At 67.4% G+C, this 23,604-nt stretch carries 21 protein-coding genes and 1 tRNA gene; 13 read left to right on the forward strand and 9 right to left on the reverse strand.

Annotated features, from left to right (window positions below; genetic code table 11):
• Nucleotides 1-59 precede the first annotated feature (59 nt).
• The gene (locus D6T64_RS14485) at nucleotides 60-713 is read left to right on the forward strand and encodes an alpha/beta fold hydrolase (RefSeq protein WP_119975386.1); all 654 of its coding nucleotides are present in this window, start codon (nucleotides 60-62) and stop codon (nucleotides 711-713) included.
• On the opposite strand, the gene D6T64_RS14490 is transcribed toward D6T64_RS14485, so the two are convergent.
• On the reverse strand, nucleotides 710-1,330 hold the full coding sequence (locus tag D6T64_RS14490; RefSeq protein WP_119975387.1) for a dihydrofolate reductase family protein: 621 nt from the start codon (nucleotides 1,328-1,330) through the stop codon (nucleotides 710-712). The genes D6T64_RS14485 and D6T64_RS14490 overlap by 4 nt on opposite strands.
• Nucleotides 1,331-1,447: 117 nt before the next feature.
• Here D6T64_RS14490 and D6T64_RS14495 point away from each other — a divergent pair, with 117 nt between their 5' ends.
• Nucleotides 1,448-2,521 (forward strand): DNA polymerase IV, encoded by a 1,074-nt coding sequence (locus D6T64_RS14495; protein WP_456064320.1) that lies wholly within the window; start codon nucleotides 1,448-1,450, stop codon nucleotides 2,519-2,521.
• Between the two features lie 259 nt (nucleotides 2,522-2,780).
• Nucleotides 2,781-3,602 carry an alpha/beta hydrolase gene (locus D6T64_RS14500; protein WP_233551193.1) on the forward strand — a complete coding sequence of 274 codons (822 nt, stop codon included), beginning with the start codon at nucleotides 2,781-2,783 and terminating at the stop codon, nucleotides 3,600-3,602.
• 47 nt (nucleotides 3,603-3,649) lie between these two features.
• Here the strand turns inward: D6T64_RS14500 and D6T64_RS14505 are convergent.
• Together D6T64_RS14505 and D6T64_RS14510 are read right to left on the reverse strand one after the other, a co-directional pair.
• Nucleotides 3,650-3,721: transfer RNA gene (locus tag D6T64_RS14505), tRNA-Arg, on the reverse strand.
• Between the two features lie 24 nt (nucleotides 3,722-3,745).
• A complete protein-coding gene (locus D6T64_RS14510; protein ID WP_119975389.1) occupies nucleotides 3,746-4,396 on the reverse strand; it encodes an iron ABC transporter ATP-binding protein in 651 nt (216 codons plus the stop codon).
• A 44-nt stretch (nucleotides 4,397-4,440) separates the two neighbouring features.
• Here D6T64_RS14510 and argS point away from each other — a divergent pair, with 44 nt between their 5' ends.
• From argS to thrB, 6 genes are all read left to right on the forward strand, one after another.
• Nucleotides 4,441-6,117 (forward strand): arginine--tRNA ligase, encoded by a 1,677-nt coding sequence (gene argS / locus D6T64_RS14515; RefSeq protein ID WP_119975390.1) that lies wholly within the window; start codon nucleotides 4,441-4,443, stop codon nucleotides 6,115-6,117.
• Between the two features lie 14 nt (nucleotides 6,118-6,131).
• Entirely contained in the window at nucleotides 6,132-6,941 is an 810-nt protein-coding gene (locus D6T64_RS14520) for an LmeA family phospholipid-binding protein (protein ID WP_119975391.1), read from the forward strand.
• Nucleotides 6,942-7,108: 167 nt separating this feature from the next.
• Nucleotides 7,109-8,599, forward strand: coding sequence for a diaminopimelate decarboxylase (gene lysA, locus D6T64_RS14525; RefSeq protein ID WP_233551195.1), 1,491 nt, complete (start codon nucleotides 7,109-7,111; stop codon nucleotides 8,597-8,599).
• Nucleotides 8,596-9,930: a homoserine dehydrogenase gene (locus D6T64_RS14530; RefSeq protein WP_119975393.1), complete on the forward strand. Its 1,335-nt coding sequence runs from the start codon at nucleotides 8,596-8,598 to the stop codon at nucleotides 9,928-9,930. Before lysA ends, D6T64_RS14530 begins: the two co-directional genes overlap by 4 nt.
• Nucleotides 9,930-11,099 carry a threonine synthase gene (gene thrC / locus D6T64_RS14535; RefSeq protein WP_119975394.1) on the forward strand — a complete coding sequence of 390 codons (1,170 nt, stop codon included), beginning with the start codon at nucleotides 9,930-9,932 and terminating at the stop codon, nucleotides 11,097-11,099. Before D6T64_RS14530 ends, thrC begins: the two co-directional genes overlap by 1 nt.
• Nucleotides 11,096-12,067, forward strand: a complete 972-nt coding sequence (gene thrB, locus D6T64_RS14540) for a homoserine kinase (RefSeq protein ID WP_119975395.1) — start codon at nucleotides 11,096-11,098, stop codon at nucleotides 12,065-12,067. Before thrC ends, thrB begins: the two co-directional genes overlap by 4 nt.
• Nucleotides 12,068-12,151: 84 nt before the next feature.
• Here thrB and D6T64_RS14545 read toward each other — a convergent pair whose 3' ends face one another.
• From D6T64_RS14545 to D6T64_RS14560, 4 genes are all read right to left on the reverse strand, one after another.
• Nucleotides 12,152-12,391: a hypothetical protein gene (locus D6T64_RS14545; RefSeq protein ID WP_119975433.1), complete on the reverse strand. Its 240-nt coding sequence runs from the start codon at nucleotides 12,389-12,391 to the stop codon at nucleotides 12,152-12,154.
• A gap of 71 nt (nucleotides 12,392-12,462) precedes the next feature.
• Entirely contained in the window at nucleotides 12,463-13,374 is a 912-nt protein-coding gene (locus D6T64_RS14550; RefSeq protein WP_119975396.1) for a carbohydrate ABC transporter permease, read from the reverse strand.
• Nucleotide 13,375: 1 nt separating this feature from the next.
• On the reverse strand, nucleotides 13,376-14,287 hold the full coding sequence (locus D6T64_RS14555; RefSeq protein ID WP_377010744.1) for a carbohydrate ABC transporter permease: 912 nt from the start codon (nucleotides 14,285-14,287) through the stop codon (nucleotides 13,376-13,378).
• A 239-nt stretch (nucleotides 14,288-14,526) separates the two neighbouring features.
• Complete coding sequence (locus D6T64_RS14560; protein ID WP_119975398.1) at nucleotides 14,527-15,795, reverse strand: ABC transporter substrate-binding protein; 1,269 nt, start codon at nucleotides 15,793-15,795, stop codon at nucleotides 14,527-14,529.
• Nucleotides 15,796-16,238: 443 nt separating this feature from the next.
• Here D6T64_RS14560 and rho point away from each other — a divergent pair, with 443 nt between their 5' ends.
• A complete protein-coding gene (gene rho, locus D6T64_RS14565) occupies nucleotides 16,239-18,782 on the forward strand; it encodes a transcription termination factor Rho (RefSeq protein WP_233551197.1) in 2,544 nt (847 codons plus the stop codon).
• Between the two features lies 1 nt (nucleotide 18,783).
• Nucleotides 18,784-19,863 (forward strand): peptide chain release factor 1, encoded by a 1,080-nt coding sequence (gene prfA, locus D6T64_RS14570; protein WP_119975400.1) that lies wholly within the window; start codon nucleotides 18,784-18,786, stop codon nucleotides 19,861-19,863.
• 88 nt (nucleotides 19,864-19,951) lie between these two features.
• On the opposite strand, the gene epsC is transcribed toward prfA, so the two are convergent.
• Together epsC and cysK are read right to left on the reverse strand one after the other, a co-directional pair.
• On the reverse strand, nucleotides 19,952-20,527 hold the full coding sequence (gene epsC, locus D6T64_RS14575) for a serine O-acetyltransferase EpsC (RefSeq protein WP_119975401.1): 576 nt from the start codon (nucleotides 20,525-20,527) through the stop codon (nucleotides 19,952-19,954).
• Nucleotides 20,528-20,629: 102 nt separating this feature from the next.
• Nucleotides 20,630-21,565, reverse strand: coding sequence for a cysteine synthase A (gene cysK, locus D6T64_RS14580; protein WP_119975402.1), 936 nt, complete (start codon nucleotides 21,563-21,565; stop codon nucleotides 20,630-20,632).
• A 192-nt stretch (nucleotides 21,566-21,757) separates the two neighbouring features.
• Between cysK and prmC the strand changes: the two genes are divergently transcribed.
• On the forward strand, nucleotides 21,758-22,600 hold the full coding sequence (prmC, locus tag D6T64_RS14585) for a peptide chain release factor N(5)-glutamine methyltransferase (protein ID WP_119975434.1): 843 nt from the start codon (nucleotides 21,758-21,760) through the stop codon (nucleotides 22,598-22,600).
• Between the two features lie 232 nt (nucleotides 22,601-22,832).
• The gene (locus tag D6T64_RS14590; RefSeq protein ID WP_119975403.1) at nucleotides 22,833-23,603 is read left to right on the forward strand and encodes an L-threonylcarbamoyladenylate synthase; all 771 of its coding nucleotides are present in this window, start codon (nucleotides 22,833-22,835) and stop codon (nucleotides 23,601-23,603) included.
• The last annotated feature ends 1 nt before the right edge of the window (nucleotide 23,604 follow it).

Consider the following 23,604-nt stretch of genomic DNA (forward strand, 5'->3'; position numbering starts at 1 on the left):
CAACGCCCGATATCCACCGGCGCCGCAGACCCCGCCCACAGAGCAGAACAGGAGACTTGATGGCAACCTTCGCGCTCATCCACGGAGGCGGCTCCACCGCCTGGGACTGGCATCTGGTCGCCCCGCTGCTCGAGCAAGCCGGCCACGATGTGGTCGCCGTCGACCGGCCAATCGAAGACGAGAACGCCCTGCTCGAGGACCATGTCGCCGCAGTGACCACCGCGGTCGGTTCCCGGGAGCAGGTCATCGTCGTCGGCCATTCGCTGGGCGGCATCACCGCCCCGCTGGCCGCCGCGGCCCTGCACGCCGACGGCCTCGTCTACCTGAGCGGGATGATCCCGCTTCCGGGCGAGACATTCGGCGATTGGTGGACGAACACCGGCCACGATCGCGAGAACGTCAGCGACGACCCCACGGTGTCGTTCTTCACCGGCGTTCCCGACGATCTCGCCCGGGCGGCGCGTGCCCACGAACGTGACCAACAGGGCAAATGGATGTCGCGGCCCTGGCCCGCAGAGCGGCATCCGTCGATTCCCACCTGCGCCATCCTGTGCCGTGACGATCGTTTCTTTCCCGCTGCGTTCATGGCGCGGCAGATTCGGGATCGGCTCGGCATCGAGCCGGTCGACATCCCCGGCGGACACTACGCCGTCCTGAGCGAGCCCGCCGCGGTCGCTGGCGCGCTGATCGACTTCGCCCGCGACATCCGCTAACTCATCACGCCCGTGCCCGGAATTTCTTGCGACGAGCCGTACCGCAGCAACACGACGCCCTTCTCCGAAGCCGGCTCGGCTGTGATCAGGCGCAGCGAGGTGGGCGGCCCATCGGCGGGGAACAGTCGCTTGCCGGCGCCCAGGGTGATCGGGTAGACCCAGAGGTTCAACTGGTCGAACAGGCTCTCGGCAACGAGAGTGCGGGCGAAGTCAATGCTGCCGATCACGTGGATCTCACGGTGCCGTTCCCGCAGCGCAGCGAGCTCGGCGGCGAGATCGCTGCCGAGCAGATGCGAGTCACGCCAGCTCAGTTGCGGCCGGCCGCGTGACGCGACGTACTTGGGGATCGCGTCAAACTTGCGTGCGATCTCGCTGGACGGGCCGTCCAGCTGGTGCGGCCAATAGCCGGCGAAAATGTCGTAGGTGCGTCGCCCGAGGAGCAGGGCGTCCATGGACTCGATTCCCGCGCCGATCTGGCTCCCGGAGGTGGCGTCGACCAAGGGAGCCTGCCAGCCGCCGAAGGTGAATCCGCTGTCGGTGTCTTCGTCGGGCCCGCCCGGAGCCTGGGCGACTCCGTCGAGTGTGGTGAAGAGATCGATCTGGATGCGGCCGGTCAACAGATTCTCCTTTCGTCACGGCGGCGTGTTCTCGGCTGACCATGGTGGCCGCGCGGGCGGGCGGCTGTCAAGGACTGCAGCGATGCGCGTCATCGTCTTTCGGGGCAGACTGTCGCCGTGAACGCAATCCCGTGGGTGTTGCACGTCGACCTTGACCAGTTCATCGCTGCGGTCGAAGTGCTCCGGCACCCGGAGCTTGCCGGTCGGCCGGTCATCGTCGGCGGTCGCGGAGACCCGACGGAACGAGCGGTGGTGTCGACCGCCTCGTACGAGGCTCGAAAGTTTGGTGTCGGATCCGGGATGCCGCTGCGGATTGCGGCCCGCAAAGTTCCCGACGCGGTGATTCTGCCCGTCGATCGGGAGGCGTACCTCGAGGCGTCGGACACGGTGATGGCCGCCCTGCGCGCACAGCCCGGCGCCACCGTGCAGGTGCTGGGGTGGGATGAGGCCTTTCTGGGCGTTGTGACCGAGAATCCGGAGGGCTACGCTCGGCAGGTGCAGGCCGCTGTTTTCGCGCGGACGCAGCTGCACTGCAGCGTGGGAATCGGCGACACCCTGGTGCGCGCCAAGGTCGCCACCGGGTTTGGCAAACCGGCCGGGGTCTTCCGCCTCACGGCGGAGAATTGGCTCGACGTCATGGGGGCCCGACCAACCAGGGACTTGTGGGGCGTGGGCTCCAAAGTGTCGGGCCGGCTGGCCGCGCTCGGCATCACAACGGTCGCTCAGCTCGCCGCGTGTGACCCCCGGGCACTGGTCCCGGAGTTCGGCCCGAAGATGGGCCCGTGGTATGCGTCGCTCGCCCGCGGAGACGGTGCCAGCGTTGTGGACGGCACCCCGTGGGTTGCCCGCGGGCACAGCCGGGAGACCACTTTTCAGCAGGACTTGACCGAGCCGGCCCAGGTGGATGCCGCGGTGCGGGAGCTGGCCGCGGCTGTCTTCCAGGACGTGCTCGCCGAAGGGCGGCCCGTCATCGGGTTGACCATGAAGGTTCGGTACGCACCCTTCGTCACCACGACCCGTGCGCGAAAGATTCCCGAGACATCGGATAGCAGCGTCATCCTTGCCCGGGCGTTGGACCTCGCCGCCGAAATCGACGCGGGCCGGCCGATCAGGCTCCTGGGCCTGCGCGCCGAAATGCCCATGCCCGACGACGCCCGCACGGGACACACGCCGACCCGCGGTGGGTGGTGAAGTCGTGTGTTCACCTGGCGCGGTACTAACGCCGCCGCGCTGGAGGCGCGCGCCTACAGCGCAGCGGCGCTCGTGCAGCGTTGCTCGGCCGAGGCCCGCCCGCGGGGCCAGTCCGATGTCGCTGCGCGGTAGCATCTGAACCTGCCATACGATGCTCACATGACCTTGATCGACGACCCGCGCGCCCCGACTCGGCTCTCTGCAGACGCGGGCGCGGGCGAAGATGACCGAGCACGCTCCGTTGCGGTTGCCTAGCCCCATGCCCACGGTCTCCACGGCTGGCATCGCCCTTCCTGAACCGGTCCCAGTTCAGTGGTATCGGCCGACGCCCGTCGGTCGGCCATCACTCGGGCCCACCGTGCTCTGGCTCCACGGTGGCGGCTTTTTCCGGGGCAGCCTGGATCAACCCGAAGCGCATGCCGTGGCGCAGTCACTTGCCGGGCACGGGCTGTCGGTCGCGACCGTGGGCTACCGCCTCGCACCGACCCCGGGCCTGAGCTGGATGAAAACACGCGCAAGCATCCCCAGGGGGCGTTTCCCGCTGCCACTCGATGATGTGCTCGCCGCATACCGCAGTGTGAGCGCTCAGTCGCCGGGAGGAGTGATCCTGGGCGGGGCAAGCGCCGGAGCCTGCCTCGCTGCTGCTGCAGCGCTTCGGGCGACCGACGAAGGTTGGCCTCCGGTCGGTGCCGTGCTCGCCTACGGGTTCTTCCACGCAGCGCATCGCCGGACGGCCGATGTTCAGCAACGGGCGACCGGTCACCGCCGGATCACCCACGCCGTCTGGGCGCTGAACGCGATGAACCGCAACTATGCCGGGTCACGAACCGAGTTGAACAACAGGCTCGCCTTCCCGGGCGGCCATGACCTCCACGAGTTTCCGAGGACCCTCTCCATCAATGCGGAGAAGGACAACATGCGCGCGTCCGGCGACGCATTTGCATCAGAACTCGTCGACGTCGGTGTCGAGGTGCAGCGCCACGTCCTGCCGGGCACTCGACACGCTTTTCTGAACAGACCGGGCACTGACGCATTTGCGACGGCGGTTTCACTGATCGCCGAATGGAGTCTGGGCGAGTAGCTTCAGGCGAAACCCGTGAGAACACGGCGTTGCGGGCGAAAACAGTGTGCCCCCAGGCAGATTCGAACTGCCGCCCCTGCCTCCGGAGGGCAGTGCTCTATCCCCTGAGCTATGGGGGCCAGGGAAGTTACAACGATACCAGCTTAGGGCAGGTGGGAGACCACCGCGGCCAACAGGCCCTGCGCGTCACCCGGCTCGAAGAACTCGACCGAGGTCAGCGTGACCCAATAGGTGTCCGTGAAAATCTGCGCCTCGCCGACGCCGTTGATGGAGGTGAAGAAGCCGTACAGACTGGGAGCGTCACCGTAGGTCGGAACGGGCGTGCTCTGCGCAATGGCCGCGTCATACTGCTGGTTACGCAGTACCTCGTTTGGGGCGGCGATGCCGATCTCGATCACCGCGTTGCTCGTCTGGTTCATATAGCCGCAGGCGACACCGTTGTACTCCACGGCCGTCGCGGCGTCGCCGGTCGGCTCGAAGGCCGGGGCAGTGCCGAAGTTCGGGTTGAACGCGTAGACGTCTTCGGCGGTGAGCACCTGATCACAGCTGAGCGCAACGGCGGTCCCGGCCGGGGTCGGCGTGGGGGAAGGGGTCGCGGTCGGCGCGGCCGACTCGCCGGGAGCATCCGTCGCTGCGGCCGACGACGAGGCTGACGGCGTCTCGGACGCGCTCGGTTCGGAGTCGGTCGAGCAGCCGACCAATGCCAGCAGGGCCACGGCCCCGCCGGCCAGAACGAGGCCGGAACGCAGCCGAGGTGCACGGGCAGAGGCGGCAAAGACGCGGAAGTGAGTCACGCATTGACCCTACCAACAGGGGGTGGCCGGTAAGATCGTGCTACGTGACTCCTGCCGAACTCTCCCAGTCCCTTTTTGACCTCGTCAACCAGGTCAGCGAGCGGCGCCGCGACGCTGCCAGCGAAGCCCCCGGCCTCGGCCTGACCGTCGCCGACGTGGTGCTCGACCGTCCGCGCAACCGCGACCATGGCGACTGGGCCTCGAGCATCGCCCTGAAGATCGCGAAGCCCCTCGGCGCCTCGCCGCGTGACATCGCCGCCGAGCTCGCCGCGGGACTCGAAGCCCTGCCCGACGTGGCGAGCGTCGAGGTCGCCGGCCCCGGCTTCATCAACATCCGCCTCGAAGCCGCCGCCGCCGGCGCGCTCGCGCAGACCATCGTCGACAAAGCGGATGCCTACGGCACCGGCGCGCTCTATGCCGGCATCAAGATCAACCTCGAATTCGTCTCCGCCAACCCCACTGGCCCGATCCACATGGGCGGCGTGCGCTGGGCGGCCGTGGGCGACAGCCTCGCCCGCGTGCTCAAGGCCCAGGGCGCAGCCGTCACCCGGGAGTACTACTTCAACGACCACGGCTCGCAGATCGACCGCTTCGCCCGCAGCGTGCTCGCGAGCTACCTCGGCGAACCGACCCCCGACGACGGCTACGGCGGAGCGTACATCGGCGACATCGCCGCGAACGTCGTTGCGAAGTACGACGGTGACATCGCGGCCCTGCCGCGCGACGAACAGCAGGAAGTCTTCCGCTCCATCGGCGTCGACCTCATGTTCACCGAGATCAAAGAGAAACTGCACGGTTTCGGCGTCGACTTCGACGTCTACTTCCACGAAGACTCCCTGCACGAGTCCGGCGCCGTCACCCGGGCCATCGACCGCCTCCGCGAACTCGGCCACATCTTCGAAGCGGATGGCGCGATCTGGCTGCGCACGACGACCTTCGGCGACGACCGCGACCGGGTCATCATTCGTTCGAATGGCGAGCCCGCCTACATCTCGGGTGACCTCGGCTACTACCTCGACAAGCGCGAGCGCGGCTTCGACCAGAACCTGATCATGCTCGGCGCCGACCACCACGGCTACATCGGCCGCATGATGGCCATGTGCCAGGCCTTCGGCGACGAGCCGGGCGTGAACCTGCAGATTTTGATCGGCCAGATGGTCAACCTGCTGAAAGACGGCGAACCCGTGCGCATGTCCAAGCGCGCCGGCACCATCGTTACCCTCGACGACCTCGTTGACGCCGTCGGCGTGGATGCCGGCCGGTACTCGCTCGTGCGCTCCTCGAGCGACTCGCAGCTCGACATCGACCTCGACCTGCTCGGCAAGCACACTAACGAAAACCCGGTCTTCTACGTGCAGTACGCCCACGCCCGCACCGCGGCCGTCGCCCGCAACGCGGCCGCGTCGGGCGTTGACCGCAGCGCCTTCACCCCGGAGTTGCTCGTGCACGACAGCGAGTCGGCGTTGCTCGGCGTGCTGCAGGAATACCCGCGCATCGTCGCCCAGGCCGCCGAGCTGCGCGAGCCGCACCGCATCGCCCGATACATCGAAGAGGTCGCCGGCTACTACCACCGCTGGTACGACAACTGCCGCGTGATTCCGCTCGGCGAAGAGCCGGTCACCGATCTGCACCGCACCCGCCTCTGGCTCAACGATGCGACCGGGCAGGTGATCCGCAACGGCCTCGGCCTGCTCGGCGTCGCCGCGCCGGAACGCATGTAAGGAAGACACCCACCATGACGATTGAGCCCGCCGCCGAGCCGACCCCCGACCCCGCCCGCGAACCGCGCCGTCAGCGGGGCCGCGGCCGCGTCGGCGGTCTCATCATCTTCGGCGTGCTCATCGTCATGCTCGTCGGCGCGTTCTTCCTCGTCGACGCCGGGGCGCGCGGTTTCGCCCAGGGGGAGGCCGAGAAGCAGATCGCGGCGTCGCTGCCGGCATCCGTCACCGGCGACGTCACCGTCGAGATCGGCGGCGTCTCGGTGATCGCCCAGTTCATCGCCGGCAGCTTCGAGCAGATCGAACTGACCGCACCCGACCTCGTGGCCGATGGGGTGCCGGCCTCCGTTCACGTCGTCGCACGGGATGTCCCCACCAACACCGCCAAGTACATCGGCAACGTCGAAGCCACCCTCGACTTCGATCAGGCGGCCCTCAACGCCCTGGTGCAGAGCGCCGGAAGCGCCGCCGGCACCGAACTGACCCTCGGTGACGGGGACGCGACCTACGGCGGCACCCTCTCACTCGCCGGATTCGAGGTGGGTTACACCGCCACGGCCACCCCGTCGGCCGCCGGGGACACCCTCGTCTTCACCCCGACGAGCGCCGAGGTCACGACCGACATCGGCAGCGCCGACGTGACCGGAGTCGTCGACCTCGTGCTCGGCCAGCAGCCGATCGCCGTGTGCGTCGCGCAATATCTGCCGCAGGGCGTCACAATGAGCGGGGTCGATGTGACCCCGGAGCGGGCGCGCATTACGCTGGAGTCCAGCACGCTCACGCTCACCTCGCAGTCGCTCACCACCCTGGGTTCCTGCGCCGCCTGATTATCACGCCCGCACCCGGGTTCGCTAGATTAGCCACAAGCCAGCACCGCGTTTCTCTCCCGTACCGCGTTTCTCTGGCGTGTTGCGCCGCCTGCATCACCGGCTTCAGGGACCAATCCGGGTTCGCTCGCTGAGACATCCACTCGACTCTCGTGAGGTATTCACCCGTGTCCACACAACCTGTGCCGACCAATCCCGTAACCGCCAATCCTCTGGCCCCCGCCTGGCTCCGCGTGCCCGCCGACGCCAACGCGCTCACGAGCGGACTCTGGCCCGCCTCGACGAGCCGCAACAGTGCCGGCGAATTGCTGATCGGTGGTCTCGCCGCCACCGACCTGGCCGCCGAGTTCGGCACCCCGCTCTATGTGATCGATGAGACGGATGCCCGCACCCGCGCCGCCTCGCTGCGCGCCACCTTCGAGCGAGAGTTCACCCGCGTCGGCACAAGCGTCGGCGTCTACTACGCCGGCAAGGCGTTCCTCTCGATCGAGGTCGCCCGCTGGATGGCGGACGCCGGCCTGAACATCGACATCTGCAGCGGCGGAGAACTCGCCGTCGCCCTCGCGGCCGGCGTGGACCCCGGTCGCCTTGGGTTTCACGGCAACAACAAGTCCCTCGCCGAGATCGACGAGGCCGTACGCATCGGCATCGGATCCATCGTCGTGGACAGCGCCATCGAAATCGACCGCATCGCCGCCGCCGCCACCCGGCACGGCCGCGTGCAGGCCGTGCGACTGCGGGTGAACAGTGGCGTGCACGCCCACACCCACGAGTTTCTGGCCACCGCCCACGAAGACCAGAAATTCGGCATCACGCTCGATGACGCCCCGACCCGGGTCGCGGCCATCCGTGCCGAGGCGTCCCTGCGATTTCTCGGCCTGCACTGCCACATCGGTTCGCAGATCTTCGGCACCGACGGGTTCGCCGAGTCGGCCAGCCGCCTGCTCGCCGTGCACGCCGGCCTGCTTGAGAACGGTCCGGTTCCCGAACTGAACCTCGGCGGTGGCTTCGGCATCGCCTACGTCGACTCGGACACTCCCTCGACCCTCGACGACCTCGCGAGCCGGCTGGCGGACATCGTGGCGTCCGGCTGCGCCGAGCTCGGAATTCCGCTGCCCCGCATCGCGTTCGAACCCGGCCGGGTGATCATCGGGCCGGCCGGCCTCACCCTGTACTCGGTCGGCACCACCAAGGCCGTTGAGGTCGCGGGGCCCGCCGCGGCGAGCACCCGCCTCTACGTCAGCGTCGATGGCGGTATGAGCGACAACGTGCGCCCGGCCCTGTACGGCGCCGACTACACGGTTCGTCTCGCGAACCGGGTGTCGACGGTCGACGCCGCCCTCGTGCGCATCGCCGGCAAACACTGCGAGAGCGGCGACATCGTCGTGAACGCGGACTACCTGCCCGGCGACGTCGCCCCCGGCGACCTGCTGGCCGTGCCGGCGACCGGCGCCTACTGCTGGTCGCTCTCGAACAACTACAACTACCAGGGCCGCGCGCCCGTGGTCGCGGTGAAGAACGCGGCGGCGCACGTGCTCGTGCGCGGTGAAACCATCGCCGATCTGCTCGCCCGCGACACCGGCCTGCTCACCTCACCCTCCTCGCGTACCTCACCCACCTCGCACACCTCAACGACTACGGCGGACACCACACGATGATCGAATACCGCAACCTGCGCGTCGCCCTGCTCGGCGGCGGCACCGTGGGTGCCCAGGTCGCCCGCCTGATGCTCGAACAGGCCGACGAAATGGCCAGCCGCGTCGGCGCGAGCCTCGAACTGGTCGGCATCGCCGTGCGCGACGTCAACGCGGAGCGCAGCGTCGACCTGCCCCGCGAACTGTTCACGACGGATGCCGAATCCCTGATTCTCGGCGCCGACATCGTGATCGAGCTGATGGGCGGCATCGAGCCGGCCCGCAGCTACATCCTGCTCGCGATCAACTCCGGGGCCGACGTCGTCACCGCGAACAAGGCGCTGCTGGCCGAGCACGGCCCCGAGCTGTTCGCGGCCGCCGACCAGGTCGGCGCCCAGCTGAACTACGAGGCCGCCGTCGCCGGAGCGATCCCGATCGTGCGCCCGCTGCGCGACAGCCTCGCCGGCGACCGGGTCAAGCGTATCCTCGGCATCGTCAACGGCACCACGAACTTCATCCTCGACCGCATGGACACCGAGGGCGATACCCTCGACGAGGCCCTCATGATGGCGACCGACCTCGGCTATGCCGAAGCTGACCCGACCGCGGACATCGGCGGCTACGACGCCGCACAGAAGGCGGCCCTGCTGGCAAGCCTGGCGTTCCACACGCCGGTACCGCTCGCATCCGTCTACCGCGAGGGCATCACCGCGGTCACGCCCGAGCAGATCGAATCCGCCCGCAAAGCCGGTTACGTCGTCAAGCTGCTCGCCATCTGCGAACGCCTCACCGACAGCACCGGCCAGGAGGGCGTCTCCGCCCGCGTCTACCCGGCGATGGTGCACCGCAGCCACCCGCTGGCGAGCGTGCACGGCGCCAACAACGCCGTCTTCGTCGAGGCCGAATCGGCCGGCAGCCTGATGTTCTACGGCGCCGGCGCCGGGGGAGTGGAAACTGCCTCCGCCGTGCTCGGCGACCTCGTCTCCATCGCCCGCCGACACGTCGTCGGCGGCCCCGGATTCGCGGCGAGCAACCACGCCGCCATGCCGATCCTGTCGATCAACACGGTCATCACGCGCTACGTCGTCACCCTCGAGGTAACGGATGCCCCGGGCGTTTTGGCCACCGTGGCCAGGATTTTCAGTGATCACCACGTGTCCCTCGCCCTCGTGGAACAGTCGATGACGCCCGCACGTGCGGGCACGGCGAGTCGCGCAGCCGTGTCGGCCACGACTACCCTTGTGATCGGAACCCATGAGGCGACAGAAGCCGCCCTGGCCGCCACCGTGCAGGACCTGTCCAACAATCACGTCGTCACCGGCGTCACATCCGTTTTGAGAGTTGAAGGAGTCTGATGACCAGCCAGATCGTGCCACAGCGCCAGTCGAACCCGTCTACTGCGCCGTCCACCGGCCCACTGACCGAGGCCGACCGATCGGCTCTGATTCAGAACCGTCAGTGGCGCGGGGTGCTGCGTGAATACGCTGACCGTCTGAACATCAGCGACGCTACCCCGATCATCACCCTGGGCGAGGGCGGCACCCCGCTGATTCCCGCACCGGCGCTCTCGCACCGTACCGGCGCGAAGGTCTGGATCAAGTTCGAGGGCATGAACCCGACCGGCTCGTTCAAAGACCGCGGCATGACCATGGCCATCTCCAAGGCAATGGAAGACGGCGCGAAGGCCGTCATCTGTGCCTCGACCGGCAACACGTCCGCCTCGGCGGCCGCCTACGCGACCCACGCCGGCATCACCGCCGCGGTGCTCGTGCCCGAGGGCAAGATCGCCATGGGCAAGCTGAGCCAGGCCGTCGCCCACAACGCGCAGCTGCTTCAGGTGCAGGGCAACTTCGACGACTGCCTCGACATCGCCCGCGACCTCGCGGCGAACTACCCGGTGCACCTCGTCAACTCGGTCAACCCCGACCGCATCGAGGGCCAGAAGACGGCCGCGTTCGAGGTCGTCGAGGTGCTCGGCGACGCCCCCGACTTCCACTTCGTGCCCGTCGGCAACGCCGGCAACTACACCGCCTACCACCGTGGTTACCGCGAAGAGGTCGAGCGCGGTGCCACCACGAAGCTTCCCCGCATGTTCGGCTTCCAGGCCGCCGGCAGCGCGCCGATCGTGCTCGGTCACCGCGTCGACAACCCCGACACCATCGCGAGCGCCATCCGCATCGGCAACCCCGCATCGTGGGACTTCGCCCTCGCCGCCCGCGCCGACAGCGACGGCTACTTCGGGGCCATCACCGACGAGAAGATCCTCGAAGCTCACCGCATCCTCTCCGCCGAGGTGGGCATCTTCGTCGAGCCCGCTTCCGCGATCGGGGTCGCGGGGCTGCTGGAACGCGCCGAAGCCGGACTGATCCCGGCCGGGGCATCCGTCGTCATCACCGTCACCGGGCACGGCCTGAAGGATCCGGGTTGGGCACTGCGCACCGCCGACGGCTCCGACGTCACCCCGACCATCGTTCCGGTCGACACCGCCGAAATCGCCGGCGTGCTCGGCCTGGCCAAGGCATGAGCCACGGCGACGGGCTCCCCCCGGTTACCCTGCCGGTCGGCCGCGCCGTGGCCGTGCAGGTTCCGGCGACGACCGCGAACCTCGGCCCGGGCTTCGACACCCTCGGCCTCGCCCTGGCCAAGTACGACCACCTCGAGGTGACCGTGCGCGCCGAACCGGGTGTGCTCGTCGAGGTGCACGGCGTCGGCGAGGGCGAAGTTCCCACCGACGAGAGCAACCTCGTCGTGCGCGCGATCGCCCATACCTTCGCCGCCTACTCCGTGCCGATGCCGGGCCTCAGCATTGTCGCCAACAACGTGATTCCGCACGGCCGCGGCCTCGGGTCGTCCGGCGCCGCGATCGTCTCGGGCATCATGGCCGCCAAGGGCCTGCTCGAGGGCATCGTCGACATCGATGCCGAAGCGCTGCTCGTGCTCGCCACCGAGATGGAGGGCCACCCCGACAACGTCGCCCCCGCTCTCTTCGGCGGCCTGACCATCGCCTGGATGACGCCCGAGGGCCCGCGCCATAAGAAGCTCATGGTGCACCGTGGTGTCAAGCCGCTCGTTTTCGTGCCCGAACACGTCATGTCGACCGCGCTCGCGCGCAGCCTGCAGCCCGTATCGGTGCCGCACGCGGACGCGGTGTTCAACCTGTCCCGGTCGGCGCTGCTGATCGCCGCGATGATCCAGAGCCCCGAGCTTCTGCTCGCCGCGACGGAGGACAAGCTGCACCAGGACTACCGCGCCGCGGCAATGCCCGAAACGAACCGGCTCATCACGCTGCTGCGCGACCACGGTTTCGCCGCGGTGGTCTCCGGGGCCGGCCCGTCGATTTTGGTGCTCGCGAGCGACCCCGGCCAGCGCCGCGTCGCTGCGGATCTCGTCGCGGCCGAATCCGACACCCCGTGGCGTGCGCTCATGCTCGCGGTGGACTTTCAGGGTGCGACGGTCGTACCGCTGGTCGCTGCAGCCGACACCGCCGCGTAGTCGGTCAGTACTGCAGTCGCGCAAACGAAAAAGCTGCATGTGCCCCGGTTGGGCGCACATGCAGCTTTTGTGTCGAACGGATGCCTAGCGGTCTCGATCCCGCGAGGTCGTGCGGGCCGGCAGGGTGCGGCGGAGCCGAACCATGCCCCACAGCGCCAGCACCAGCCCCAGCAGGATGAGTGCCGGGCCGAGAGCTTCCGCCGGGCCCTGGGTGAATTCGATCAGGACCGTCACGATGAACAGCACTGCCGCCCAAAACCCGAGCAGGCCGATGATGATGTCGAAGTCCTCGCCCGAGCGGCGCTTGCGGCGGGCATTGCTCATGGTGGGCTCGCGGCGTTTCTGCCGCTTGCCGGAGGCGTCTGTGCCGGGCGTCGACGCCGTTCGGGCGGTCATCACTTCACCGCGCCGGCGGTCAGGCCGGCCACGATCTTGCGCTGGAAGATCAGCACCAGAATCACCAGCGGCACCACCACGATTGTGCCGGCGGCCATGACGGCGGTGTAGGGCTCCTCCTGCGGTTGCGAACCGGCGAACGATGCGATCGCAACCGTGACCGTCTGCGTGGCGCTGTTCGAGAGCTGGCTCGCGATCAGGAACTCGTTCCACGCCGAGATGAAGGCGAGGATCGCGGTCGTGAACACGGCGGGAGCTGCGAGCGGCATGATCACCTTGCGAAACGCCTGCCCTTGGGTGCAGCCGTCGATGCGCGCGGCCTCTTCGAGTTCCCACGGCATCTCTCGGAAGAACGAGGTCAACGTGTAAATGGTGAGCGGCAGCACGAATGAAATGTTGGGAATGATCAGCGCCTGGTAGGTGCCGATCCAGGACAGGTTCGTGAACAGCTGGAACAGCGGTGTCACCAGGGCGACGCCGGGGAACATCGACGCGCCGAGCACGACGCCGAGGATCAGGAACTTTCCGCGAAAGTTCAGCCGTGCGAGGGCGTAGGCGGCGAACACGCCGATGAGCAACGCGATCACCGTCGTGACGCTGCTGATGATGAAGCTGTTGAGCAGGGCCTGCCCGAATCGGTTCCCACGCTCGGTAGAGAATGCGGTCTCGAAATTCTCGAGCGAAACGTGGGTGAACCACGGCGTCGGGTCGTAGGTGAATGCCACCTCGCGGAAGGCCGTCACGACCATCCAGTAGGCCGGGAGAAGACACCAGACGATGATGACCACCGCGCTGATATAGGTGCGAGCGGATGCCCACCGCTCGCGGTTTCGTCCTTTCGCCCGAGCCGCAGCGGTCACGGCGTGCAGGTCGGTGCCCGGTGCCGGTGCCGGTGAAGTTGTGGTTGTCATGTCAGCCCGCCCTTGTGCTGGTCGTGGCGGCGTCGACGGCATTAGCACCGAGGAACCGCACGAAGATGAACGCCACGATGAAGATGATGAGGAAGGTGATCGTCGATAGGGCAGCGGCAGCATTGAACCCTTGCCTGATCTGCTCCACGACAAGGATCGATAACGTCGTGGTGCCGTTGGCACCGCCGGTCATGATCTGCGGCAGGTCGTACATGCGCAGGGCGTCGAGGACGCGGAACAGGATCGCGACCATGAGTGCGGGGCGCACGAGCGGCAGGGTGATGTGTCGGAACCGTTGCCAGGTGCTGGCGCCGTCCATCTTCGCGGCCTCGTAGACGTCGCCCGGAATGATCTGCAGTCCGGCAAGAATCAGCAGGGCCATGAAGGGCGTCGTCTTCCAGACGTCCGCGATGATGATCGCCCACCGGGCCGGCCCTTCGCTGCCGGTCCACAGCACGTCGGTGTTGAACACCGCGTTGATGACTCCCTGGAAGGCAAAGATGAAGAACCACAGCTTCGCGGTCACGGCCGTGGGAATCGCCCAGGGTACGAGAACGGATGCGCGCAGCAGGCTGCGCCCGCGGAATGCGCGGCTCATGATGAGGGCCATCCAGAAGCCAATGACCGTTTCCAGGGCAACGGTGACGATGGTGAAGTAGAAGGTCGTGCCGAAAGCCTCCCAGAACTGGGCGCCGAGGGTGCCAGGGGAGCAGGCCACCGTCGTTCCGTTGGGGCCGCCACACTGCTGAAGCAACCAGCCGGTGTAGTTGGAGAAACCGGCGAACCCGCCCTCCGTGAACAGCCCGGTCTCGGGGTCCAGGCCGGCGTCGGCCTGGAATGACATGATGATGGCGTTGATGACCGGATAAACGATGACGATGCCGAGGATGATGATCGCCGGCGCGATGAGGATGGTGGCCCATCGGCCCTGGGTCGCGGCCCGTCGGTCTTCGCCGACCTCTTTGAGTGCCTTGTTCGATTTGGGGCTTCGCCCGGTGGACTTGGGGTTGTTGGGGTCCTCCGCCGAACGTGCTCTCGTTTCGGTAGACACATCCCCTCCTTTCCGCGGTGCTGCGTCGCCCGCGATTTATTGAGGTACGGGGTGAGCATCCGCGGGCCACGGTGTGGCCCGCGGATGCCGTGAGGCCGGAGCTACTGTGATCCGGCCGATTCGATGGAATTCTGCATGTCGGTCATCGCTTCAGTCACGGTCTTTTCACCCTTGATGGCGGCGTAGGCGTTGTCTTGGATGGCGTTTGTCACGGCAGGGTAGAACGGGGTCACGGGGCGCGGAACCGCGTTCTCGATGCTGGTCTTCAGTACAGGGAGGTACGGCAGCTCGGAGATGAGGGCCTCGTCGTCGTAGAGGGCGCTCAACGTTGGGGCCAGCGAGCCCTGTGTGGCGTAGAACCGTTGGTTTTCTTCGGACGTGAGGAACTTCACGAAGTCGATCGCAGTCGCCTTGGTGTCGGAGTAGACGCTGATCGCGGCGTTGTGGCCACCCAGCGATGAGGCCCCCGGCCCGTCGGTGCCGGGAAGCGCGGCCATGCCGAGAACGTCCTTGACAGCCGATGACCCTTCCGTGCTGGCCAGGTTGTAGACGTATGGCCAGTTGCGAAGGAACATGAGCTTGCCCCCCTGGAAGGCGATTCGGCCCTCTTCTTCGGTGTAGGTGATGGCTTCGGCCGGGATATTGCCGTTCGCGTAGGCGTCGGCGAGGTTTTGGAGGCCCTGTTCGGCAGCATCCGTCTCGAGCGCCGGATTGCCCTCGTCGTCGATGACCGTGCCGCCGGCCGAGTTGATGGCCTCGGTCGCGTTCACGGTCAGGCCTTCATACTTGGCGAACTGGCCCGCGTAGCAGGCGATACCGTTCTGAGCGGCGATGGGGCACATTGCCATCATCTCGTCCCACGTGGTGGGCGGCTCGGGCACGAGATCGGTGCGGTAGTAGAGTATGCCGCCGTCGCTCGTGACCGGGGCCGCGTAAAGTATGTCGTTGTAGGTTCCGCTGTCGACCGTCGACTGGAGCATGCCGCTGGTGTCGATACCGGCATCATCGAGTGGCTGGAGCCAGCCCTTGGCCGCGAACTCGGCCGTCCAGACGAGGTCGACGCTCATGACGTCGTAGTCCTTGTTCTGGGCCTGGAGGTTTTGTACCATGTCGTCGTGCTGCTGGTCGGCCTCGTCGGTGAGCTCCTTGAACGTGACCCGTTCGTCGGGGTGATCGGCGTTCCACTTCTCGACGAGGGGGTTGACGATGCCGCTGTTGTCTTTTCCCTGAACGTAGGTGATCGGTCCACGCGCGTCGAGGTTGGCCGTGGCCGCGTCGGCACCGGAACCCGCGCCGGTGCTGCAGGCCGCGAGCGACGCCACCACGGCCGCAACGGCCGCAACGGACATGACTTTCATGGGTAGTTTCATCTCGTTGATCTCTCCTTTGAGGTCTGGCGCACGATAACGACGGTGCTGAAGCAACGAGACGAGCGGCGCTGTGAGCGAAATTCGCTGCTGCAGGACACTTTCGCGGGGAATCTGAACTTCACTGGGAAATGTAGGCCGAATTTGGAGCGTGTAAAGGTTTCAATCAGGTAACGGTCGAAGCTCGTCTGGCGCCGCTCAGGTCGGGGGTGGGGCGAACGGAGTGCTAGTGTTATTGCTGCACCCGATAGAAAGCGCCCCGCGCGCATCCTCTTCTCCGGTGCATTCCCTGTAACTCACTGCTATCGCGTCTTTGTGCGTGGCTGTGTGTGTTTACACCAGTCCCCGTTCATCCTTACCGGACTGGTTCACCCGCAGCGCGTATGTCGCTGCACACATCTCTCCTGGACTGCATCTTCTGGCAGCAGGGGAAAGGAACTCACTTCGTGACCGACGTCAACACCCGCACCACTGGTACGGATCTCACCACCCCCCGCCTCGCAACGCTGCGAGTGGCCGAGCTGCAAGCGCTCGCCACGTCCCTCGGCCTGCAGAGCGCCAAGATGCGCAAGGGCGAACTGGTGCAGGCCATCACCGACCTGCAGGCTCGCACCTCCGCCCCCGCAGCGGATGCCGCACCCGAGCCCGACGCTGCGCCCGCCGCGGCCGCACCCATTGAAACGGCGCCCACAGAGGCCGCACCGGTCGAGGTCGCGCCCGTCCAAGCCGCGCCCGAAGTCGCTCAGGTTGAATTCGCGCCCGTCGCCGAGACCGCCGCGGTGGCCGCGCCCCGCAAGCGCGCCCCGCGCCGCGCGAGCAGCGCCACAGCCGCTCCCGCCAAGGCCCACGTCAACGCTGAGGGACTGGCCGGCCTCGGCCTGCTCCTTCCCGAGGCCAAGTCCACCGCGCCGGCAAAGCGCGCGGCTTCGACGGGCACCGCCGTGACCGTGGAGCCCACCGCACCGTCCGCGTCGCCCGCGCCCGCCGAGGGCGTCGAGGCATCCGGATCCGACGCATCCGAGAAGCCGACCCGAACCTCACGCAAGCGCGGCGTTCGTGTTGCCCCCGTCGACTTGGTCGACGCGCCTGCCGTGGTCGAGACCACGTCGGACTCCGCAAGTGACGAAGACGCGACCGAGCCCACGAACACCGACACGACCAACAACCGGTCGTCGAACCGAAACGCCCGCCGCGACGAAGCCCGCCGCGATGCCGCCGCCCGCGACGAGGCCAACGCCTCCGATTCCGCTGACGAGCAGGATGGCGACTCTGACGACACCTCTGACTCGGCCGACCAGCCGCGCCAGGGCCGCAGCCGCAGCCGCAGCCGTGGCGGCGACCGCTCGCAGACCGCGCCATCCACTGACCGCCAAGGCAACGACCGCCAGGGCAATGACCGCCAGGGCAACGACCGCCAGAACGGTGCCGAGCGCACCGAAGACGGCGGACGCCAGCAGTCGCGCCAGGCACGCAACCAGGACCGTGCCCAGAACGAGCGCAACCAGGGCAACGAGCGCAACCAGGGCAACGAGCGCCAGAATAACGACCGCGGCCAGAACAACGACCGCGGCCAGAACAATGACCGTGGCCAGAACAATGACCGTGGCCAGGACCGCAACCAGGCCCAGAACGAGCGCCAGAACGACCGCAACCAGGACCGCAGCCTGGTCTCCGACCGCAACCAGGGCCCGGACCGCGGCCAGAACGAGCGCGGCCAGGACCGCAACGGCCCCGACGACGAGTTCGGCGGCCGTGGCAGCCGCAACCGTTACCGTGACCGCAAGCGTCGCGGACCGGCGACCGGTGATGACTTCGAACCCGAGGTCAACGACGATGACGTGCTGATTCCGGTGGCCGGAATCCTCGACGTTCTCGATAACTACGCCTTCGTGCGCACCTCGGGCTACCTGCCCGGCGCCGGTGACGTCTATGTCTCGCTCGGCCAGGTCAAGAAGTACAACCTGCGCAAGGGCGACGCCGTGGTCGGCTCCATCCGCCAGCCGCACGAGGGTGACCAGAGCGGCCGCCAGAAGTACAACGCGATCGTCAAGGTCGACTCGATCAACGGCCTGACCGTCGAAGAAGCCGCGACCCGCGTTGAGTTCCAGAAGCTGACCCCGCTGTACCCGCAGGAGCGCCTCCGTTTGGAGACCGAACCGGGCAAGCTCACCCAGCGCATCATCGACCTCGTCGCCCCGATCGGCAAGGGCCAGCGCGGCCTGATCGTCGCGCCGCCCAAGGCCGGCAAGACCATCGTCATGCAGCAGATCGCGAACGCCATCGCAACGAACAACCCCGAGGTACACCTCATGGTCGTTCTCGTCGACGAGCGTCCCGAAGAGGTCACCGACATGCAGCGCACGGTGAAGGGTGAGGTCATCGCCTCGACCTTCGACCGCCCCGCCGAAGACCACACCACGGTCGCCGAACTGGCCATCGAGCGCGCCAAGCGTCTCGTGGAGCTGGGCCACGACGTGGTCGTGCTCCTTGACTCGATCACCCGCCTCGGCCGTGCCTACAACCTGGTCGCTCCGGCATCCGGTCGTATCCTCTCCGGCGGCGTCGACGCTGCGGCGCTCTACCCGCCGAAGCGCTTCTTCGGAGCCGCGCGCAACATCGAGAACGGTGGCTCGCTCACCATCCTCGCCTCCGCGCTCGTGGAGACCGGCTCCAAAATGGACGAGGTCATCTTCGAGGAATTCAAGGGCACCGGCAACATGGAGCTTCGCCTGTCGCGCCACCTCGCCGACAAGCGCATCTTCCCCGCGGTCGATGTCAACGCATCCGGTACCCGTCGTGAAGAAATGCTGATGAGCGCCGATGAGGTCAAGGTCACCTGGAAGCTGCGCCGCGCCCTCGCCGGGCTCGAGCAGCAGCAGGCCCTCGAGCTCATTCTCGGTCGCCTCAAGGAGACCTCCTCCAACGTTGAATTCCTGATGCAGGTACAGAAGTCGATGCCGACCCCGAACGGGTCAGACAAGGACCACTAAATTGTTCGAGTCTGTTGACACCCTGCTGGCCGAGCACGATGAGTTGCAGAGCCAGCTGGGTGACCCGGAGTTGCACGCCAACCCGGCGAGGTCGAAGAAAGTCAATCGTCGTTATGCGGAGCTGAGCCGCATCATCGCCGCGTACCACGAGTGGAAAGAGGTCGAAGACAACCTCGAGGCCGCTCGTGAACTCGCCGCCGAGGATGCGTCGTTTGCCGAAGAGATCCCCGCGCTCACGGAACAGCTGGACACGACGGCCGAGAAGCTGCGCCGACTGCTGATTCCGCGCGACCCGCTCGATGCCCGCGACGTGATCATGGAAATCAAGATGGGGGAGGGCGGTGCCGAATCGGCACTGTTCGCCGCCGACCTGCTGCGCATGTACCTGCACTACGCGGAGTCCCGTCGCTGGAAAACCGAGATCATCGAGCAGACGACGAGCGACCTGGGTGGCATCAAGGACATCCAGCTCGCGATCAAGGGAAACTCGAGTGACCCCGCTGAGGGCGTCTGGGCGCACCTGAAATACGAGGGTGGCGTACACCGTGTGCAGCGGGTACCGGCGACCGAGTCGCAGGGACGCATCCACACCTCCGCGGCGGGCGTGCTCGTCTTCCCCGAGGTCGACGAGCCCGAAGAGGTCGAGATCAACGCGAACGACCTCAAGATCGACGTCTACCGATCGAGCGGCCCCGGTGGCCAGTCGGTCAACACGACCGACTCCGCGGTGCGCATCACCCACCTTCCGACCGGAATCGTGGTCGCGATGCAGAACGAGAAGTCCCAGCTGCAGAACAAGGAAGCCGGCATGCGCGTGCTGCGTGCCCGGGTTCTGGCCCGTCAGCAGGAGGAGATCGACGCTGCTGCGAGCCTGGTGCGCAAGGGCCAGATCCGTACGATGGACCGCTCCGAGCGCATCCGCACGTACAACTTTCCGGAGAACCGCATCGCGGATCACCGCACGGGGTACAAGGCGTACAACCTGGATCAGGTCATGAACGGCGCCTTGCAGCCCGTCGTGGAATCCTGCATCCTGCAGGACGAAGAGGCCCGTCTGGCTGAGATCGGCGACCACGAGTAGCGCTCACCGCAACAAACCAGGACAAAACCGCCGGCCAGGCACAACTCACGTTGTGTCTGGCCGGCGGTTTTTGGGTGTGGCGAGAACGCTAGGGAAGCAACTTTCCGCCTCGGGCGTGCTCCGCCGTCTCCGGCTTGGCCGGGCGGGCCTGCGCCGGGATACCCACCAGCAGTGAGCTCGGCGGGGCGTCCTTGGTCACGACCGCGTTCGCGCCGATCGTGCTCCAGGCGCCGATCGTGATCGGGCCAAGCACCTTCGCTCCGGCGCCGACCGTCACGCCGTCTTCAAGGGTGGGGTGACGTTTCTCCCCGCGGGCCACCCCGTGACGGCTGGTGCCCCCGAGGGTGACCGCGTGGTAGAGCATGACGTCGTCACCGAGTTCGGCGGTCTCGCCGATGACCACGCCCATGCCGTGGTCGATGAACAACCGACGGCCGATCGTGGCCCCGGGGTGAATCTCGATGCCGGTGAGAAACCGGCCCACCTGCGACAGCAGGCGCGCCGGCAACCGCAATCCGTGCCGCCAGAGACGGTTCGTGAGGCGATACATCCACACCGCGTGCAGCCCGCTGTAGGCCAGGAAGACCTCCGTGTTGCTGCGTGCCGCCGGGTCGTGCGTGCGCGCCGCCGCGACATCTTCACGGATGCGCGAGAAGACTCCCATAGTCAGGTTCTGCCGATCGTCGTGGTCGGTCCCGCCTGAGCTGGACGTGTCGTGGTGAGACGGCCGGAAGGTGCGGGTGGTGCCGGTAGCGGAAACGCGTGCCTAGTCGAGCAGGTCTTCGTAGAGCACGGTGGAGATGTAGCGCTCTCCGAAGCCGGGCACAACGACAACGATGGTCTTGCCGGCGTTTTCGGGACGCTTGGCGACCTGCAGGGCGACCCAGACGGCCGCGCCGCCCGAGATGCCGCCGAGGATTCCCTCGTCGGTGCCGAGCGCACGCGCGGTGGCGAGCGAGTCGGCCAGGGTGACGTCGACGATTTCGTCGTAGACCTCGCGGTTGAGCACCTCGGGCACGAAGTTCGCGCCGAGGCCCTGGATCTTGTGCGGGCCGGGGGTGCCGCCGGTGAGGATCGGGGAGTCGATCGGCTCGACGCCGATCACGGTGACGGTGGGCTTGCGCTCCTTGAGCAGGCCGCCGGCACCCGAGATGGTGCCGCCGGTGCCGATGCCGGCAACGAGGATGTCCACGGCGCCCGCGGTGTCGTCCCAGATTTCGACGCCGGTGGTGGCACGGTGGATGGCCGGGTTCGCCGGGTTGGTGAACTGGCTGGCGAGAATGGCGCCGGGCGTGGTGTCCACGATCTCCTGCGCGGCCTGCACGGCACCCTTCATTCCGGCAGCGCCCGGGGTCAGCACGATGGTGGCGCCGTAGGCGCGCATCATGACGCGGCGTTCCTTGCTCATCGTCTCGGGCATCGCGAGGATGACCGTGTAACCGCGGGCCGCGCCGACCATGGCGAGGGCGATACCGGTGTTACCACTGGTCGCTTCGACGACGGTGCCGCCCGGCTTCAAGGATCCGTCGGCTTCGGCAGCGTCGATGATGGCCACGCCGATACGGTCCTTGACGCTGCTGGACGGGTTGTAGAACTCGAGCTTGGCGAGCACCGTGGCACCGAGGCCTTCGGTGAGACGGTTCAGCTTCACCAGCGGCGTACGGCCAACGGCTTGGGTGATGTCGGAGTAGATCTGGGGCATCGGGGCAACTTTCGCTCGGGGGAAACGGCCGTCTTCAGCCTACGGCTCCCCGCTGACCGCAGGCCCGGTGTTACCTAGCACTACGTCATACTTAATGGCGTGACTTCAACACCGCTGGACCCGCAAAATTCCCCTGATAGACCCGCAGATGCGCTCACTGCGTTGCCGGAGCTGCCGCTCGAGGTGGCTCGCATGCGGGAGTGGGCGATCGCCCGGCTCGGCCAGGCCGGGGTTCCCGACCCCATCGTCGACGCCGAGCTCGTGATCGGCCATGTGCTCGACCAGAGCCGCGGGCAGGTACAGGCCGCCGGCCTCCTCGGTTCGACCCTCAGCCAGGCGGATGCCGCCACCATCGACGGCCTGCTCACTCGCCGGGCCGCCCGCGAACCCCTACAGCACATCACCGGACGTGCCCCGTTCCGCCAGCTCGAACTTCTGGTCGGCCCGGGAGTCTTCGTGCCGCGCCCCGAAACTGAACAGGTCGCCCAGATCGCCATCGACGCCCTGCGCTCGATGGCGGATCCCGAGCCGATCGGGGTCGACCTCGGCACCGGAAGCGGCGCAATCGCCCTGGCGCTGGCCACCGAGGTGCCGCACGCCCGCATCTGGGCCTGCGAAAACTCCGCCGAGGCGTACCCGTGGACCAGCCGCAACTTCGCCGAGGTCGCGGCCCCGAACGCGACGCTCGTCTTCGCCGACCTGGCCGACGCGCTTCCCGAACTTGACGGCACCGTCGCCGTGGTCATCTCCAACCCGCCCTATATTCCTGCGGCGGCGATTCCTCGGGACCCTGAGGTGCGCCTGTTCGATCCCGCTCACGCCCTCTTCGGCGGAACGGACGGCCTCGAGGTCGTGCGACTCGTCTCGCAGACCGCGCTGCGGCTGCTGCGTCCCGGCGGATTCCTCGTCATGGAACACGGTGAGCTGCAGGGCGCCGAGATCCGGGCGCTGCTGGTCGCCGACGGCTGGCGCGCCCCGGCCACGCACCCGGACTACACGAGCCGCGACCGGGCGACGACCGCGCTGCGTCCCTAGAAGGCGCACCCCCGCTGGTTCTGCCGGGCGAGCCGACCTACAGTCCGAGGGGCGGCTCACCGTGGTTCCGACCAGCGCGCTTCGCGCGCAGGCTCAACCAGCGAGATTGGGGGAGGCCCGCCGTGGTTTCGACGCGGGCGCGAAAAACATGCGCCCTGCTCGACCAGCGAGGTTGGGGCGGGCCGGAGCGGTCACAGGCTCCCCGGATGCTGCTGCACTAGAATTGTCCGAAATGACTCGAATCTACGACTGCTCGGTCGACACGGAATATGCGGCCGGCAAGAGGCTGGCGCTCTCGGCCATCGGCCGAGGCGCCCTGATCGTCATCCCCACCGACACGGTGTACGGCATCGCAGCGGATGCCTTCAGCCCCGAGGCCGTGCAGAAACTGCTCGACGCCAAGGGTCGCGACCGCACGTCGCCGCCGCCCGTACTGATTCCGCGCATCACCGCGCTCGACGCCCTCGCCGAAAGCGTGCCACAGCCGATCCGCGACCTCGTCGCCGAATTCTGGCCCGGTGGACTCACCGTCATCCTGCACGCGCAGCCCTCGCTGGTCTGGGATCTCGGCGAGACCCGGGGCACGGTGGCGCTGCGCATGCCGAGCAACCCGATCGCACTCGATCTGCTTTCGGAGACCGGTCCGCTCGCGGTCTCCTCGGCCAACCGGTCGGGGCTGCCCGCCGCGATTGACGCTGAGGGCGCCGAAGACATGCTCGGCACCAGCGTCGCCGTCTACCTCGACGGGGGAGTGGCCGGCCTCGGCTATGAGCCGATCGGGGAACGCCCCGGCGATACCTCGTCGACCATCGTCGATGCCACGGGATTCGACACCAACGGGGGCACAGTCGCCATCGTGCGCAGCGGTGTCATCTCCCGCGCCGCCATCGCGGCAATCATCGGAGACGCCCTTCAGGCGGAAGACACCCCGGATACGCCTCCCGAGAAAATCGACGCGCCTCCTGCTGATGTGCTCCCAGCTGAAGACGGTGTTACCGAGTAGC

It is taken from the genome of Cryobacterium melibiosiphilum (genome assembly GCF_003602235.1).
Lineage (GTDB): Bacteria > Actinomycetota > Actinomycetes > Actinomycetales > Microbacteriaceae > Cryobacterium > Cryobacterium melibiosiphilum.